The organism is Thermogladius sp. 4427co (assembly GCF_051933805.1).
Lineage (GTDB): Archaea > Thermoproteota > Thermoprotei_A > Sulfolobales > Desulfurococcaceae > Thermogladius.
Genome location: NZ_CP196893.1, coordinates 177245 through 193717 on the forward strand (window position 1 = coordinate 177245; position 16473 = coordinate 193717).

At 43.8% G+C, this 16473-nt stretch carries 15 protein-coding genes; 12 read left to right on the plus strand and 3 right to left on the minus strand.

Annotated features, from left to right (window positions below):
* Positions 1-73: 73 nt before the first annotated feature.
* Both ACSU1N_RS00960 and argF read right to left on the minus strand, forming a co-directional pair.
* Entirely contained in the window at positions 74-2524 is a 2451-nt protein-coding gene (locus tag ACSU1N_RS00960) for a peptide permease (RefSeq protein WP_440059761.1), read from the minus strand.
* Between the two features lie 60 nt (positions 2525-2584).
* Positions 2585-3529, minus strand: a complete 945-nt coding sequence (gene argF, locus ACSU1N_RS00965; RefSeq protein WP_440060315.1) for an ornithine carbamoyltransferase — start codon at positions 3527-3529, stop codon at positions 2585-2587.
* A gap of 115 nt (positions 3530-3644) precedes the next feature.
* Between argF and ACSU1N_RS00970 the strand changes: the two genes are divergently transcribed.
* The 12 genes from ACSU1N_RS00970 to ACSU1N_RS01025 all read left to right on the plus strand — a co-directional run bounded on the left by ACSU1N_RS00970 (position 3645) and on the right by ACSU1N_RS01025 (position 15626).
* Complete coding sequence (locus ACSU1N_RS00970) at positions 3645-4724, plus strand: DUF711 family protein (protein WP_440059762.1); 1080 nt, start codon at positions 3645-3647, stop codon at positions 4722-4724.
* Between the two features lie 69 nt (positions 4725-4793).
* Positions 4794-5870 (plus strand): ornithine carbamoyltransferase, encoded by a 1077-nt coding sequence (locus ACSU1N_RS00975; protein WP_440059763.1) that lies wholly within the window; start codon positions 4794-4796, stop codon positions 5868-5870.
* 46 nt (positions 5871-5916) lie between these two features.
* On the plus strand, positions 5917-6804 hold the full coding sequence (locus ACSU1N_RS00980; protein ID WP_440059764.1) for a hypothetical protein: 888 nt from the start codon (positions 5917-5919) through the stop codon (positions 6802-6804).
* A gap of 18 nt (positions 6805-6822) precedes the next feature.
* Positions 6823-7602 (plus strand): radical SAM protein, encoded by a 780-nt coding sequence (locus tag ACSU1N_RS00985; RefSeq protein ID WP_440059765.1) that lies wholly within the window; start codon positions 6823-6825, stop codon positions 7600-7602.
* A 109-nt stretch (positions 7603-7711) separates the two neighbouring features.
* Positions 7712-8683, plus strand: coding sequence for a carbamate kinase (gene arcC, locus ACSU1N_RS00990; protein WP_440059766.1), 972 nt, complete (start codon positions 7712-7714; stop codon positions 8681-8683).
* Positions 8684-8760: 77 nt separating this feature from the next.
* The gene (locus ACSU1N_RS00995; protein WP_440059767.1) at positions 8761-9603 is read left to right on the plus strand and encodes a DMT family transporter; all 843 of its coding nucleotides are present in this window, start codon (positions 8761-8763) and stop codon (positions 9601-9603) included.
* Between the two features lie 6 nt (positions 9604-9609).
* Complete coding sequence (locus ACSU1N_RS01000; protein ID WP_440059768.1) at positions 9610-11103, plus strand: amidohydrolase family protein; 1494 nt, start codon at positions 9610-9612, stop codon at positions 11101-11103.
* A 193-nt stretch (positions 11104-11296) separates the two neighbouring features.
* On the plus strand, positions 11297-11494 hold the full coding sequence (locus ACSU1N_RS01005) for a chromatin protein Cren7 (RefSeq protein ID WP_440059769.1): 198 nt from the start codon (positions 11297-11299) through the stop codon (positions 11492-11494).
* A gap of 94 nt (positions 11495-11588) precedes the next feature.
* The gene (locus tag ACSU1N_RS01010) at positions 11589-12809 is read left to right on the plus strand and encodes a 4Fe-4S dicluster-binding protein (RefSeq protein WP_440059770.1); all 1221 of its coding nucleotides are present in this window, start codon (positions 11589-11591) and stop codon (positions 12807-12809) included.
* Between the two features lie 125 nt (positions 12810-12934).
* Entirely contained in the window at positions 12935-14182 is a 1248-nt protein-coding gene (locus tag ACSU1N_RS01015) for a phosphoglycerate kinase (protein ID WP_440059771.1), read from the plus strand.
* Positions 14179-15201 (plus strand): type II glyceraldehyde-3-phosphate dehydrogenase, encoded by a 1023-nt coding sequence (locus tag ACSU1N_RS01020; RefSeq protein WP_440059772.1) that lies wholly within the window; start codon positions 14179-14181, stop codon positions 15199-15201. The genes ACSU1N_RS01015 and ACSU1N_RS01020 overlap by 4 nt, the downstream gene beginning before the upstream one ends.
* Before the next feature lie 14 nt (positions 15202-15215).
* Complete coding sequence (locus ACSU1N_RS01025) at positions 15216-15626, plus strand: universal stress protein (RefSeq protein WP_440059773.1); 411 nt, start codon at positions 15216-15218, stop codon at positions 15624-15626.
* Here the strand turns inward: ACSU1N_RS01025 and ACSU1N_RS01030 are convergent.
* Positions 15606-16472: an NAD(P)-dependent oxidoreductase gene (locus ACSU1N_RS01030; RefSeq protein ID WP_440059774.1), complete on the minus strand. Its 867-nt coding sequence runs from the start codon at positions 16470-16472 to the stop codon at positions 15606-15608. The two genes, ACSU1N_RS01025 and ACSU1N_RS01030, sit on opposite strands and share 21 nt — an antisense overlap.
* Between the last annotated feature and the right edge of the window lies 1 nt (position 16473).

Consider the following 16473-nt stretch of genomic DNA (forward strand, 5'->3'; position numbering starts at 1 on the left):
CAAATGGCAGAACCCTTATAAAACCAGGATCTCGAGTAATGCGCTAATTATTTCTAGAAAGAATATAGATGCTTCAACCAGGTGTAACAACCTGGTATATTGTGATAACTTCGTACAGGTATGCGCCGTTGAATACTACCTTATTCCCGTTCCTATCATAGAACGGTTCGGCGATAATAGCATATGGCTTCAAATATGGGTTGTTAGCTAGAGGTCTCTGATCTTGGGTTAGAGTCTTAACGGATATAACTTGTATATATGTGGTTAACCCCATTTGATCAACCAGTGGCTGCAACTGGGGGTATGTTGCTACGAGCGATGAAATAGGGTTGGATACACCAGTATACCATGTGAAGGATATGTTAGCACCCCACTCCCTCCCTAGGTATAGGATACCGTCTACTAGCATCTTGTATATTAACGGCGCATTAGACAAATCATCGAACCTCGGCGAAATCGCAAAAGAGTTCTGGAACATGTAGAGGTAGAACGCATCCCCTACAGATCTATGCGTGACATTGACCCCGATAGATCCCAAGTAGTCTACGACCGAGTCACCGATCCTCAGCATCCAAATGCTCTTAGGTATATCGTCTATACCCACCATTACACCTGGAATAATCGGTGTAACATCGTAAGAGTTGTTCCCGGTAGGCCTGAATAGGAAGGAGTCGAATACGAGTAGATAAGTTTTGTTCGCTGGCGTATCAAGAAGTCTGAGTAGTTCTAGCGCTTCACTAATATTCGATGCTGTTAGTATTAGACCCAGTATCCCGATCTGTGTGGTATTAATTGTTGAACCATCTGCAACAGTAGCTCTATGCCCAAGGACACTAATAGGATAGCCGTAATCCCACCATGCTACTATAATAGAGTCTGGTGTAGTATTCTTGATCGCGTCGATAGCTTTATACCAGGCGTTAGTCCAGTACGGGAGTGATGTATAGCCTGCTTTAATACTTGGTACTACATTATTCATCTGGCTATATGTCGAATAGGCTACCAGCCCTGTATTAGCAACCAGGAATATCGTGATTAGGAAGGATGCGATGAATGCTTCAGAACTAGTCTTTCTTACAACAACCTTCCTCTTAGTCTTCTCATAGACTGATTCTGGTGGTATCATCCACGAGACTATTACCCCGGCAAAAACCCCTGCTATAGTGAGCCCTGTGGTAGCAGCTGTAACCTCCATGTAAGCCGCATTCATATAAGCATAAGCAGCTAGTAGGAAGGCGACAGATAACAGTATTTTCTCAGCTGAACCCTTGTATATCAAGTACAGGGATCCTACTACGGCTAGGATAAACGGTGATACGAAGAAGAGCCAGTCCGAGTAGGTTCCCCAGCTCCTCAGTATCCCTGATATGCCCATGGTAGATAATGCCGGCTGGTGTTCTTCAACGCTTTCGAATATAGGGTTAGAAGCGATCTGCCTCAAACCAAGTATCCAGGCGAAACGACCGGCGATCTCGAGCCTTCCTGTATAGATTAGAACAACGCCTGCTATAACTATAAGTATTAAAACTCCTAGGTAACCGGCTTGTCTAATAACCGGTTTTCTAAACCCTAGCTTGGAGAGGGAATGGTACTGTACCGAAAATGCGAGGGGTATTATAGTAGATGCGAAGGCGAGAACGCCTAACCCTGTTGGCTTAAACGGGTTTAATTGAAGTATAGATGTAATAGCCGGTGACCCTGTCACAACAGCAAGTGCTAGTGCGAGCAGCCCTATGTTCGAAAGCAGGAATCTAGGCGTAGCTTCCTTAGGTGAGAAGAGCGGTAAGAGTATTAGATACGCTACAAACCCTCCTAAAGCATATATGAAGCCTCCCCAAGACCAGCCTAGGAGGCCTAGCGATACAGCTGCAAGAACCAGTAGGATAATAGATTTAACACCTAGACCATGCTTCCGGTAGCTTTTGTAGAATATAGTGTAGAGGTAGAAGAATAGCGTCGCAAACATTATACCTATACCATATTTAGTGGAGAAACCTATTATAGTCCTGCCGGTAGCAGCTGGTACAAACGCGTAGAAGGATGCTGCCAAGAGGCCAGCAACCTTATTACCGCCAGTTACTTCGACGGCTGTGAGATAGATGAAGATCATGGTTAGGAACGCGAATAAGAGTGGTTGCAAGACACACCAGTCTTTAAACGATATCCCAGTATACTTAACTAGGTGGTACGAGACTGCTTCCCACATCGGTAGAGCCGGGTACTCGCTATGGACGAAATCCCTGCCCCAGGGATACCAGAAGATATGTGTAGCTGGATTACTCTGTGTTAGAGTATACCATGATAAAATACCGTGCTCGTATATATACTTAGCCTGCCAGTAGACTACAAACGGGTCTGCTTCATATAGTTCCAGGCCGTAGTTTATACCTGGTAGAGCCCTTATGTAGAGTCCCAGAGCTATTATCAGTGCGAGTAAACCGTATACTATCACTTTAAAAGCAAACGGGTTCTCTCTTTTAACCCTGTAGACGAATCTACCAATCTTATAGCTTAACTCAGACAATTTAACACCTCGCAACTAGAAACCCTATATCAAGCCCTATCAAAATAAAAAACATTTCTACTACGGGATAACAAGCGCTAACACAGCTTTCTGAACATGCTTCCTATTCTCAGCCTGATCCCATACAACACTCCACTTCCCATCTATCACGCTATCGGTTACTTCCTCACCCCTATGAGCTGGCAGGCAGTGCATGAATATCGCGTCGTTTTTAGCATAACTCATAAGCAGGGAGGTAACCCTGTATGGCTCCAGGTCTCTCACCCTTCTCTCCCTCTCCTTCTCCTGGCCCATGCTAACCCATACATCTGTATATACTACATCAGCTCCTCTAACAGCCTCCCATGGGTCTCTTACGATCTCGAAGGAGCCCCCATACTTAGAGGCAGTCTCTTCGAATAATTTAACTACCGAAGGGTGTGGGTCGTATCCTTTCGGAGAGGATATAATGAGCCTACCGCCTAGGAGTCCTATTGCTAGCATCAGGCTGTGGGCGACATTGTCCCCGCCGTCTCCTACAAACACTATCTTTAGCTTCGATACATCCCTGCCTTTCTTCTCGATTATAGTGAATACGTCGGCTAGCCCCTGCATCGGGTGGTGTAGGTCGCTCAACCCGTTTATAACCGGGACACTACTGTACTCGGCGAGTTTTTCAAGCTTGTAATGCTCGTAGACCCTAGCCATTATCCCGTCAACATACCTTGAAAGAGTTCTAGCAGTATCTTCTATAGTCTCTCCTCTAGCTAACTGCATTTCGCTAGCGTGGAGTACTATTACATCTCCCCCGAGTTCTTTCATCGCAGTCTCGAAGCTAACCCTGGTCCTAGTACTAGGCTTCTCGAATATCATTGCCAGATGCCTACCCTGTAGCACTGGTATAATTCTCTCTCCCGTCCTGTACCTTAGCTTGAAATTGTAAGCGACATCTAGTATTATCTTAAGCTCCTCCTGACTTAACTCGGCGAGTGTGAGTATATCCCTATTTTTCAACCCGCTGTACATTGTTTTATTCACCAGAATATAATTGGATGAAGGAGTAACGTAATTAATTTATTCCCAGCCGGTAGAGCGGATTTTTAAGTTTTGGAACTCGTCTAGGATCTATCGTGGTAAATTTATGAAGCCGGTTATAAGAGCAATCTCATACTTCACCCCTTCTTTCCAGAACACGCAGGAAGCTGAGAATAGCCTTATCAAAGGCCTTGAAACACTAGACGCTGTAGAAAAAGAGGTTGCGAAATACGGGTACAAGGTTTTCACCAAGAGAATCTCCATGCCTCTCTTCAACAGGGAGAGAACGCTCGATGTTGCTAGAGTGGCTGAGAATTATATTTCAGAAGGTATCCTGGTAAGCCTGGGCTTTTTCGAATTAGATTCGGTAGATACGAAAACGCTGGAAGACTTGCTTTACAACGGTTTCTATATAAGTCTGAAATTCACGGGTAGCAAAGACCCTGTAGAGCTCTCTTCGAGATTATCAGAGTTTATACATAGAGTTAGCTATAGCGAGCCTCAAGCCGCGACTAGACTAGCGGTAGGATTCCACAATATGCCCCTGGAAACACCGTATTTCCCCGACTCGACCAGCAGCGGTATAGAAGGGGTTGGACTCTCTTTCCTATACGCAGATTATGTTAGAAGTATTGTTGAAGAAGGTTATAGTATTGTAGAGGCATTTTATAGTTTCGAAGAAGAGATTAGAAGGATTCTGCAAATTGTAAGAGGAGCCTACTCTGGTAGAGTGGTTGCTGATTACAGCCTCTCTCCTTGGATGGAGGATAGTGTTGTAAGATTCTTCAAGAGTATAGGCTATAATATCCTTGAACCAGGGTTCTACCACGGTATCAGCGTTGTGAATAAATTGATCCAGCGTCTAGCTGATAGAGTGGGGAACGCTACGGGCTTCAACGAGGTAATGCTACCCTACGCGGAGGATTCAGAGCTGATCGAACTAGGTTCTAAAGGCCTGCTAAGTGCTACGAGACTACTATCGTACATGAGTGTCTGTGTAGCCGGTCCTGATATGCTGGTCGTACCTTCATCCGTGGAGAAACTCAAGAGTTTCATCCTAGACTGGCATGCAGTGTCACAGCTTAAGAATAAGCCGTCGGCTCTTAGAATCATCCCCGTAGATGCAAGCCCTGGTGAAATAGTAGACCTTGGAAGGTTTGGGAAGATACCTGTTCTACCATATTAAACCCGGTGAAAAATACGTTAACGTTATATATCCCTACCCTTGAATACTCTGGATCAAAGGGTGTAATATATGAGCGAGCCATGGTTCCTAGGACTCCTGGAAGGAAAACACTGGTTGTCTAACGCAGACTACGACATAGATACTATATTCACTGTCTTGAAAGCTGCTAAAGAGCTTAAAGAAATGTTCCACAAAGGGGTTAGGAAAGTCAACTGGCTCGATGGCAAGACGTTGTATCTTATCTTCTACAATAAGAGCCTGAGAACAAGGAACAGCTTCCAGACAGGTATGTACCAGCTCGGAGGGCAAGCTATCTATATTTCGCCAGACCAGGTCTACACTCCTACACTACCTGAAGACATGGTGCCTTATGCTACAGAAGCTATAAGCGATGTAGCAAGGGTTTTAAGCAGGTACGGGAACGGTATCGCCATCAGGATCTATGGTGATGCTGCTAAGTGGATTATTGGGAGAGGCCATAGGATTATAGAAGAGTTCGCTAAATGGAGCAAAGTACCTGTGTTAAACATGGAGGACGATATTTGGCACCCATTCCAGTCGCTAGCCGACGCGCTAGCAGCTTTCGAAGCCCTGGGCTGGCCTAAAGATCTAAAAGGTAAAAAGATTGTTGTAAGCTACGCTTACAGCGGTGGGCTTAAACCTCTAGCAGTACCGCAAGACGTAGCCACAACCTTTGCAATGCTGGGAGCAGACGTCTACATAGCGCACCCGCCGGGCTTCGAACTACTAGATGACGTTATAAACAGAGCCAAGAAGTATGCAGAGCACTGGGGTAGCGAGTTCAAAATCCTCCATAACATGGACGAGGCTTTCGAAGGAGCTACAATAGTTTATCCGAAAGCATGGAGCCCGAAAGGCTTCTTCCCACCATTCAATACAAAGGTTGACAAGGAAGGCGCTATAGCATACCAGAACAAGTTCAAAGACTGGATTGTCACAATAGAGAGGCTGGAGAAAGCTGGTAAACCATTCTATATGCACTGTGGCCCTGCCGACAGGGGTCAAGAAGTTACAGACGAGGTTCTAGACAGCTATCCGAAGAGCTTGTACTTCGAGGAAGCAGAAAACAGGCTTCACGTCCAGAAAGCTGTAATGGCTATGGTAATGGGAAGTCGAAAGTGGTAGTTTTTCCTTTTTTCCTCTCTTACTTACACACCTTCTAGGCTGATTTATGTATATTAGAGGAGTGAATTACGGTCTAACACTATATTACTCGTATAGTCTACCGCTATTCGAGATCGAGGAGACTAGTAACGGGTTCGTATTTAGGAAAGCATACGGCTACTGCAGAAACCTTAACTGTAGGCATAATAAGCATACCATGGATACAGAATGCTATATCCCTTCGGACTGTGAAGCATACGAACCTATACTAGGGTTGGATAAAACCTTTCTATTCAGAGAGTTCTTGGAGAAAAACGGTATGAGCACAAACAGAGGGCTGGTAACTCTCGTGTACTCGGTTTACGACAGAGAGCTTATTGCATACTCTATCTTCTTGTCGCAGAACACTGTCTTCCATGTAAACACAGTAAAATGGCTTAGAGAATTCCTGTCTAGCGGCTACGTGAATTCTGGATCTTATCAGGTAAGGGAGTTTATGAATAATTATAGCATGGTAAAAACTATTACGGGTATAGGTAAACCATTCGTCGAAGCTATACGGCTAATGGATTTAAGATTATTCAGTGTCAAAAGCGCTAACGCATATCTACTGCACGCCTACGGTCTTACAGAGTACGCGCCGATCGATAGGCATTACATGTATTATCTGAAAGGTCTCGGTCTCAACCTGAGGACACCTTCGAAAAAAGTATGTAAGAAGAATGGTTTAAGATGCGAAGGATGCCGGTTCTCTAGTAAATGCCTCTATGCTTGGACAAGGTCTAAGTTCGGCTACTACAATGGTGTTATACAGTCTATCGCATACATTGCTAGGAGCCTGGGTAAGACCCGGCATAGGAACGTAGACGTCCTAGTCTCGGGTTTCGAAGACATAGTCGAAGCATATGATAAATTGCTGAAATCGTTTATAAATAAAATATCGGTAGAAAAGTAAAGGAGTAAGACCGTAGACATGCCTGGTCTAGACCCTTTTAAGCTAACAGAAGAAGTATACAAAAAAGTTGCTAGATTCAATAAAGGTTTTGAGGAGAGAAGGTATTACAGGTTTAGAGGAGGGAAATGGTACGGGGGTATTGCGACAGGTGATGTCGTAGGTTGCAATCTGAGGTGTAAATTCTGCTGGAGCTGGAGGTATAGTTACTACACTGATAAAGGAGAGTTCTACAATCCTCTACAAGTTTTCGAGAAAGTATATGGTATTGCGAGAGAAAAAGGGTATAGGTATGTTAGGTTAAGTGGCGGGGAACCTACAATATCGTGGAGGCATCTAATAGAGTTGGTTAAATTAATTGATGAAACAGACAAGGTGTTTATACTGGAAACAAACGGTTTATTGATCGGGAGAAACGAAAACTACGCCAAGGAGCTAGCTAATCACGCTAATATTGTAGTAAGAGTATCGTTCAAAGGGGTATCCCCCGAGGAGTTCGAAATGCTTACTGGCGCCGACCGCTCGTTCTTCCAGTACCAGTTTAAAGCTCTCGAAAACCTTTTAAACGCTGGTCTGAGGCCTGGCGAAGATTTCTACCCTGCTGTAATGTTAAGCTTCTCCGACCAGGCTGGTTATACGCGTTTCAAGAGCCAACTAGCGAAAATACACCCTAAACTGGTTGACAGTATTGACGAAGAATACGTCATACTCTACCCGCATGTCGTAGAGTTGTTGAAGAGGAATAATCTTAAACCCAAGGTAGCTTATAGACCAGACGGTATCCCAGACTTCATGATATAGATTTATCCATTTTATTCAAAAACATCACAAAAGGCTAGCGTGTAAATAGCTTTTAAACTCTTGTGAGAATCTTCAACATTTAAAGTATAGGATGGAAACGGTGTAGCAGATGGCGCGCGACGATAAATGCATGGTGATAGCCTTCGGAGGAAACGCCTTCCAGACGAAAGGAGATAAGGGTACACCTGAAGAATATTGGAGAAACGCGTACAAGGCTGCCGAAATAGTCACTACACTAGTCGAGGAAGGCTACAAGATAGCTCTAACACACGGTAACGGTCCACAGGTAGGTATTATAGCAGAATGGATGATGGCTGGGCTAAAAATGAAACAGCTCCCACCAATGACGCTTGATATCGCCGGCGCGATGAGCCAAGGATGGCTAGGCTACCTGCTGCAGCAAGCCCTCTACAACAAGCTCCTGGAGAAGGGCATGCTAGGTTCAAAAGTGAAAGGAGTAGTGACGATCGTTACCCAGACGCTAGTTAATAAAGACGATCCTGATTTCAAAAACCCGAGTAAGTATATTGGGCCATGGTATGAGAAAGAAGAAGCTGAAAAACTAGCTAGAGAATACGGCTGGGTTATTAAACCGGATCCACGCGGAGGATTTAGAAGAGTTGTTCCCTCGCCAGACCCGCAGATACAAGTCGAGATCGAGGCTATTAAGACACTACTAGACAACGGATTTATAGTAATCGCTGACGGAGGCGGTGGCGTACCAGTCTACAAGGATGAGAAAGGTTTACTGAAGGGTGTTGAGGGAGTTATAGACAAAGATCTCGGAGCCGAGAGAATGGCTACTGCTCTCGGAGCCAGTATACTAATGATATTGACAGATGTAGAGAAAGTTTATTTGAACTATGGGACACCGAATGCCAAACCACTAGACGTCATGACGGTGAGCGAAGCCAAGAAATACTATGCTGAAGGACACTTCAAGCCTGGTAGCATGGGTCCTAAAGTATTAGCAGGTATAAGGTTTATTGAGAACGGTGGTAAACTAGCAATAATAGGGCACCTATTTAAAGCAAGGGAGGCGTTAGAAGGTAAGTCGGGGACTAGGATCATACCCGGGTAGAAAAGTCTGGTAAATCCTTTTTTCTCTTCTTTATCTTTTCATTTCATAACCACACTTAGTATAGGGTTGTGCCGGGAATGAAGGGATTAAACGGGCGCTTACCGTATATTACCGCGCTTGTTCTAACATCGATCATATGGGGGTCTAGCTTCCTCTTTATCAAGCTTAGTGTCTCAAGTATTGATGGAATCACGTATACTTTCTATAGAGCCCTAATATCCCTCCTCGTTCTATCCCCTATAGGATTACTCAGGCCCCGGGAAATAAATACTAATGCTTTGAAGAAAGGTTTATACGTTGGAGTTTCTTATATACTAGGCTTGTCTCTACAGGGTCTTGGGACACAATACACTACTCCTTCAATCTCCGCTTTTGTGACCGGGTTGAATACTGTTTTTGTTTACATCTATGATCTTTTTAAGGGTAAGGGAAAGTCGTATAGGCTAGCTATTTCACTAGTATTATCTACCATAGGCCTGTATCTGCTGACGAAGCCTTCAGGCGGGTTGAATACTGGCGTCATCCTAATATTATTAGGAGCGGTTGCCTGGGCTGCTGAAATCATTCTCGTAGGCTATTACAGCAGTATTTTGTCGGAAGACCTAGTAGGCTTCCTGATAGGACTACTAACGCCGGGTCTAGCCCTCGCACCTTATGTAATCGCGTATAATAGGTTTGTCCCTGATACGCACACTCTACTCTACATATTATACCTGAGCGTATTCTGCACGATTATAGCATCCTTCCTCCAAGTGCTAGGGCAGAAAGGGGTTCCAGCCCATGTAGCGGCAACCATCTATCTATTAGAACCGGTTTCAGCATTGCTTTTCTCAGTAGTCTTCTACAGGGAAAACATTGTTATTCAACAGGCTGCTGGAGCGATATTGATTATAGCAGCAATCTATATTGTGACTAGATAACCTTCTTTGTTTTCGAAGCTCTATGTAGCAGGATTACGTAAAGGCTTATTTGAAAAACATTCGACGATCGAAAACTTATTTTATTCACCGGTTAAAAATAATTCTAGGGTGGTATCGATTAGGGAGAAAGTAGATATTCTAATCAATAACGCTCTAATTGTTACAATGAACAACGAGAGAAGGGTTATACCACGAGGGTATGTTGCTGTAAGAGGAGATAGGGTACTAGATGTAGGAGCTGGTGACGGCAGTAGCAAGTATGTGAGCGATGAAGTAATCGAGGGCAGGAGGATTATTGTAACCCCTGGCTTCATAAGCGCTCATACACACTTCTACGGGGCCCTTCTAGCTGGGAGCCCGTGGTTTGCGAAAATAGAGCCTCCAACAGACTTCATGCAGAACCTTCAGAGGATATGGTGGACTCTCGACGTTATGCTATGCCATGATGAAGCATATACTGCCGCACTCCTTGGATCTATAATGTATGCTAAATCCGGTGTTACAAACTTCTTCGATAACATAAGCGCGCCTAACTGCATCGACGGAATCCTAGATAATATGGAGAAAGCTGTTAACGAAGTCGGGATAAGGGGAATACTGAGTTTTGAAGCAACGCAGAGGAGGAGTAGGGAGGAGGGTGTTAGAGGAGTTAGAGAGAACGAGCGGTTTATTCTCAAGAATAATAGAGACCCATCTAAACTAGTAAAAGGAGCAATATACTTACACGCTAGCTTCACAATATACGACGAGCTCTTCTACATGGCTAAAGAGATTTCCGATAAGACAGGTGCCCTAATAGCCATACACACAGAGGAAGGTCTCGTCGACGTGTACCATAATATTGAGAGGTATGGGCTGAGACCTATAGAGAGAATGTACAAGCTCGGATTCCTATCCCCGAAGGTGCACTTAGTCCATGCTGTCCAAGCCACTGATGAAGAATTGCTCCTAGTGAAGAAGACAGGTGCTCACGTAGCGCATAATCCTATGAGCAATATGCTTAATGCTGTTGGGGTACCGAAGGTGCCGAGAATGCTAGAATTAGGGATTAACGTAGGTCTAGGCGACGATGGCTATGTCTTCAACGTATTCGATAATATGAGAGCCGCCTACCTTATTCATAAGGTATGGAATCTAGACCCTAGGCTAATGACCCCGTTACAAGTCGTTGAAATGGCTACGGTGAACTCCGCGAAAATGTTCCACCAAGAGAATGAATTAGGAAGTATTGAACCAGGTAAGAAAGCAGATATAGTCATCCTGAAACCCAAGACGCCTCCTACGCCTGTAAACGAGAAGACAATATATGCACATATTGTCAACGTCTACGACGTAGATGATGTATCGACAGTTATAGTAGACGGCAGATTTGTAGTTAGAGACCAGAAGCTAGTGAATATCGATCTCGAGAAAGCACTCGAACAATCTCATAAAGTCGTTGAACGACTCTGGGATAGAATGCTTTCGGAAGGAAGGTACCAGCTAGACTATTTAAAATAGCCATTAGTTTTTTATTATAATTTTCTCTTTTCTAATCTACATTGTCTATTAATCCTAATCCGCTATTATTATCTCTCTTCGAACCGTAAAATACAGATTTAAAGCTGTCTAAGATAAACGTGACAATTTATTTAGTATCGAGAAAAATTATATAAACCCTTAACAATCAATATAATAATAATGGTGGAACATGATGGCTGCTAGAGAGCCTTGCAAAAATGCTGTAAAAGTTAAAACACCCTCTGGGAAAGAGCTTGACCTAGTCCCAAGGAAAGTATGGCAGCTTAACCCGAGCGGTAGGAAAGGTGTGAAAGTAGGGTTATTCCAGGACCCGGAGACAGGTAAGTTCTTTAGGCAGAAGGTTCCAGACGAATATCCCTTATGTGGCTAATTTTTTTAAATATTCAAAACATTATTCCTTCTCTTTTCCCGTTGAAAGTATTTTATTTATACACAATGAGTTTTAATATTTAGGGGGTGTTAGATTGCCGAGTCTCGAGGTAGAGATAGCTGGACTAAAGTTCAAAAACCCTCTTATGAACGCAGCATGCCCGGTGTCTAGAGATGCTGAATCAATGATCGCTTTGATAAACAATAACGTCGGCGGTGTCGTAGCTAAGACAATAAGTGTTAAACCGGCAATAGTCCCTAGGCCGAGTATGGCTGCCGTAGACCGCGGTATGACTAGAATGCAAATGCTGAAGACTATTAAGCCAGGTGATATACGTATTGTAAACCTAGACAGTGGAAACAACAGATTCATCTACGGAGTTCTCAACGCGGAGTTATGGAGTGATATACCTGCCGAACACTATCTTGAGAGAGAGTACCCTATTGTAAGAGAGTATGCTAGGAAAAACAATGTAGTATTCATAGCTAGTATCGGCTATACCCCCGAGGAACTATCTAACTTAGGGCCTAAGGTTGAGAAAGCAGGGGTTGACGCGATAGAGTTCTCGACACACTATATTGGGAAGGACTACAAGCCTGTCGTAGAAGCAGCTAAAGCCCTTAGGGAGAGCGTGAGCATACCGATATTCGCTAAACTAAGCCCCTTCACACCAAATATTCCAGAGCTAGTAAAGGAGCTGGAGAATGTCGGGGTTAATGGTATAGTCGCGACAAACACTATCGGGCCAGCTCTCAGCATAGATGTAGAGACAGGGATGCCTATCGTAGGAGGCCCCTACGGGTTTGGATGGCTTAGCGGACCAGCACTAAAGCCTCTAGCGCTCGCTATAGTAGCCCAGGTAGCTCTTAATACTAAACTACCTGTTATAGGTGTCGGAGGTATATCGAGAGGGGTGGATGTAATAGAGTACTTTATGGCAGGCGCTTCAGCAGTCCAGATATGTACGGCTGCGTTAATCGAAGGACCGGGAGTATTCAAGAGGATTCTAAAGGAAGTAGAAGAATGGCTTGCTAGACACGACTACGATAGTATACTCGATATCAAAGGGCTAGCACTAAAGTATCTTAAACCAGAGCCGCGGAGAGTGTGGGCTGAACCCCCTATCGTCGACGCGAAGAAGTGTATTGGGTGTGGTTTCTGTGAACAGGTATGCAACTATAGTGCTGTCCACGTAGTACCAGATGAGAAAGGCAAGAGGATTGCAAGAGTAGATATAGAAAAATGCTATGGATGCGGTTTGTGCACTAGCGTGTGCCCAACTAGAGCGATCGCTTTTAAGGAATATATAAAGTAGCGTTTTTTATATATTTATTTAAATATCCTCTTCTCGTGTTTTTGATGTAAAATTTATTTAATTGAATAAAATCTTTAATCCAAGCTTATATATGTGGAGGAATCTAACCATTACTTGGTGTACCAATGGATAGGTTGTTACTGGAACTTCCCACTCTTGAAGACCTAGAACTTGTGAAGAAGAAGGTTTTCATGAGGATAGATATCAACTGCCCGATTGATTACGAGACCGGTAAAATACTGGATGATAGACGGATCAGAGTCCACTCGGCATATATTAAGAGCATTGTGGAGAAGTACGAGCCGGCTCTAGTACTAGGCTCCCACCAAGGGAGGCCTGGCGAGAGAGAATTTGTTTCACTAGAGGAGCATGCAGAATTACTAAGTAAGTATACAGGTATCAGTATCAGGTTCGTAGACGATGTAATAGGTCCCGCCGCTAGGCAGGCTATTAAAGACCTTAAACCAGGCGAGGTATTACTATTAGATAACTTAAGGTTTGTATCGGAAGAAGTTATTGAAGCAGACCCCGAGATTCAATCTAATACTATACTCGTGAAAAAACTCTCTAATCTATTCGACTACTATGTCAACGACGCGTTTGCGACTGCGCATAGAAGCCAGCCGAGTATAGTAGGCTTCCCTCTAGTCCTGCCAAGTGCTATAGGGCCATTGTTTGAAAAAGAGGTTAAAGCGGTATCTAAAATCTATACCTCAGGCGATGGGCCGCGAGTCTTTGTTCTAGGCGGGTCTAAGATACATGACCTTATACGAGTGATAGAGAATCTCGTGAGAAACAAGCTGGCGGAAAGAATACTTACGACAGGCGTTCTCGCGCAATTATTCCTTCTAGCTAAAGGGGTAAAGATCGGGGACGAGAATATCAGGATCCTCGAGGAAAAGAACGCTCTTACACTTATACCTCGGGCGAGACAGCTCTTGCTGAAGGGAGCTCCTATCGAAACCCCTGTCGATGTTAAAACGCTTGTAGGGGAGAAAGAGGTTGACAACACGTCTGTAACCAATATTAGAGGCGTGATCAAAGATATCGGCGATACTACTATAGAAGTATACAGCGAATTTATTAAAGAAGCCTCACTTGTCGTAATGAGAGGTCCGGCTGGAGTAATAGAAGATGAAAGGTTTAGGGAGGGGACTCTCAGACTCCTCGACGCCGTGAGTAAAACAAGGGCTTTTGTTATAATAGCCGGCGGCCACCTAGGCTCAATGGTCGATGACTCTAGAATCGACAGTAGTAGAATACACGTATCTACAGGAGGGAACGCACTACTCTTAATGCTAAGTGGTGAAGAGCTCCCTGCAATAAAAGCCATGCTCTTAAGCAAATCGATATTCCATGGCGGTAAGAAATGAAGGTTAAGGTTGCTGTCAACGGGTATGGTACAATAGGCAAAAGAGTTGCAGAAGCCATCAGAGCAATGCCTGATATGGAGCTGGTCGGGGTAGGTAAGTATACTCCAGACTATAGTGCTATTACTGCGAGTATGAACGGCATACCGATTTTCGCTCCGTTAGAAAACGAGAGATTATTTAGAGAAGTCGGGGTCGAGATAGCCGGTAGTATAGATGAATTGTTTAAATTAGCCGACATAATCGTAGATGCTTCCCCAGCCGGCAAAGGAATCGTTAATAAAGAAACCTATGTAAAAAACGGTAAGAGAGCCATATTCCAAGGAGGTGAGAAACCGCATGTTGCAGAAACAAGCTTTAATTCGCTATGTAACTACTCGGAAGCCCTTGGAAAAACGTTTCTACGGGTTGTCAGCTGTAATACGACAGGATTACTGAGAATTATATGTGCCCTACGCAGAATAGCCGATATTAAGAACGTTAGAGCCGTGATAGTGAGAAGAGCTAGCGACCCCAAAGACGATAAAGGTGTTGTAAACACGATCAAACTAGACCCGGCGAGTATACCAAGCCATCATGCTAAAGATGTTAAAACGGTACTACCAGACCTCGATATCGAGACAGTAGCCGTAATAGTACCGACAACTCTCATGCACGTCCATGTAATATATATAAGAACCACGCGAGAAGTCTCGAGAGAGGAGGTTATCGAAGAACTCGCTAAAACACCTAGGATTACCCTAATAGATGCAAATAAAACGGGTCTGGACTCTACCGGTAAGATTATTGAGTTAGCGAGAGATATCGGAAGGAAGAGATACGATCTATACGAGAATATTGTCTGGAGAGATCTCATATCAGTTAGAGGAGATGAAATAACCCTCGTCCAAGCAATACACCAGGAGGCTATTGTAGTACCGGAAAACATAGATGCTATAAGAGCATCACTAATAATCTCAAGAGACCCCTTGGAATCAGTTAGGACTACAGATAAGTTCTTAGGTGTAGGGTTGAAAATATAAACAAGGTGAGCGAATTGGCTGAAGCACCTACATACGAGATAAGTTTCATGCTGAGGAAAATACTTGTTCCTTTCGACGGAAGCAGCCTGAGTATCAAAGCGCTAAATATAGCTGTAGACCTAGCGAGACACTATGGTTCCCAACTCACGATTTTCTACGTTAAAATGCCGGGCGAGCCCGAGAAGGTTATAGAGCTAGCTAAGTCTATAGTTGGCAAGAAAATCCCGAACGTTAGGTATAAGACGGTCGAACTCTCCGAAAACGAAAGCATCTCATCTCTAATCCTGAGAGAGCTTAGTGATGAGAGTTATGATCTAATTATTGTAGGGGCTAAAGGAAAAAGCGGTACAATCGAGAGCAATATAGGCAGTATCCCCCTGGCTCTAGCCGTGAATGCAACTTCTTCAGTACTTATTATCAGATAGTTTTTTCCTTAGATATCCTACAGCAGCCCTCGGGTAATCCTTATCCCCGTATTCTCTCAGGAGGCTACTATAGTAGCTTGCAACACCACCCGATACAAATGCCGGGTATCCGTTCTCAGCTAGCTCATTAAATATAAGCCTAAAGTCTTTAGCAACGCCAGCGACAGTAAACCTAGCCTGCTTCTCCTGAATGATCCTACCCCAGTACCTTTCGAATACAGTCTTCAACCATGTAGCGTCAGCAACTTCAAGTAGTTTTTTCACATCCACATTATAGGCTTCTAGCAATTCGAGTGATTCGCCTATAAGAGCCGGTAGTGCTAGTGCTACGTTGTTGACAGCTAGTTTTAGAGCGGTGGCAGAAGGTATTTCTCCAGCGTAGACTACTTTACTTGAGTATTCTCTTACAAATCGTTCTACATCGTTTAAATCCTCGGGCGATCCGCCGATCATTGAGATTAAACGGCATTCTCTCGCTTCATCAACACTACCGTAGACTGTACCTTCATAGTATTTTATCGCACGTGGAGTAAATACTGAGGCAATTATCTGGCTGACCCTCGGGGAGATTGTTGAAGTATTTATTATGAACTTGGTTTTAACTCGTTCATAAAATTTGTCTACTACTAAAACTTTCAAATTCGCTTGGTCGTCGAATAAAGAGATGAGAGTGTAGTCGGTTTCGACACCTTCTAAGTCTTTTATAGCCTCACATCCAATATTCTTACATAGTTCCACTGCCTTACTATACGTCCTATTATACGCTATTATATTATAATTTTTCTTCGACAAACACGTTGCTATCGAGGAACCCATTAAACCCGTGCCTACAATTAAAACTCTCAAA

Bases quoted from the DNA above. Each gene is read 5' to 3' on its own strand.
- arcC (WP_440059766.1), top strand. From the start codon at position 7,712: ATGGCGCGCGACGATAAATGCATGGTGATAGCCTTCGGAGGAAACGCC.
- ACSU1N_RS00995 (WP_440059767.1), top strand. From the start codon at position 8,761: ATGAAGGGATTAAACGGGCGCTTACCGTATATTACCGCGCTTGTTCTA.
- ACSU1N_RS00970 (WP_440059762.1), top strand. From the start codon at position 3,645: ATGAAGCCGGTTATAAGAGCAATCTCATACTTCACCCCTTCTTTCCAG.
- ACSU1N_RS01020 (WP_440059772.1), top strand. From the start codon at position 14,179: ATGAAGGTTAAGGTTGCTGTCAACGGGTATGGTACAATAGGCAAAAGA.
- argF (WP_440060315.1), bottom strand. From the start codon at position 3,529: ATGTACAGCGGGTTGAAAAATAGGGATATACTCACACTCGCCGAGTTA.
- ACSU1N_RS01005 (WP_440059769.1), top strand. From the start codon at position 11,297: ATGGCTGCTAGAGAGCCTTGCAAAAATGCTGTAAAAGTTAAAACACCC.
- ACSU1N_RS00985 (WP_440059765.1), top strand. From the start codon at position 6,823: ATGCCTGGTCTAGACCCTTTTAAGCTAACAGAAGAAGTATACAAAAAA.
- ACSU1N_RS00980 (WP_440059764.1), top strand. From the start codon at position 5,917: ATGTATATTAGAGGAGTGAATTACGGTCTAACACTATATTACTCGTAT.
- ACSU1N_RS00975 (WP_440059763.1), top strand. From the start codon at position 4,794: ATGAGCGAGCCATGGTTCCTAGGACTCCTGGAAGGAAAACACTGGTTG.
- ACSU1N_RS01015 (WP_440059771.1), top strand. From the start codon at position 12,935: ATGGATAGGTTGTTACTGGAACTTCCCACTCTTGAAGACCTAGAACTT.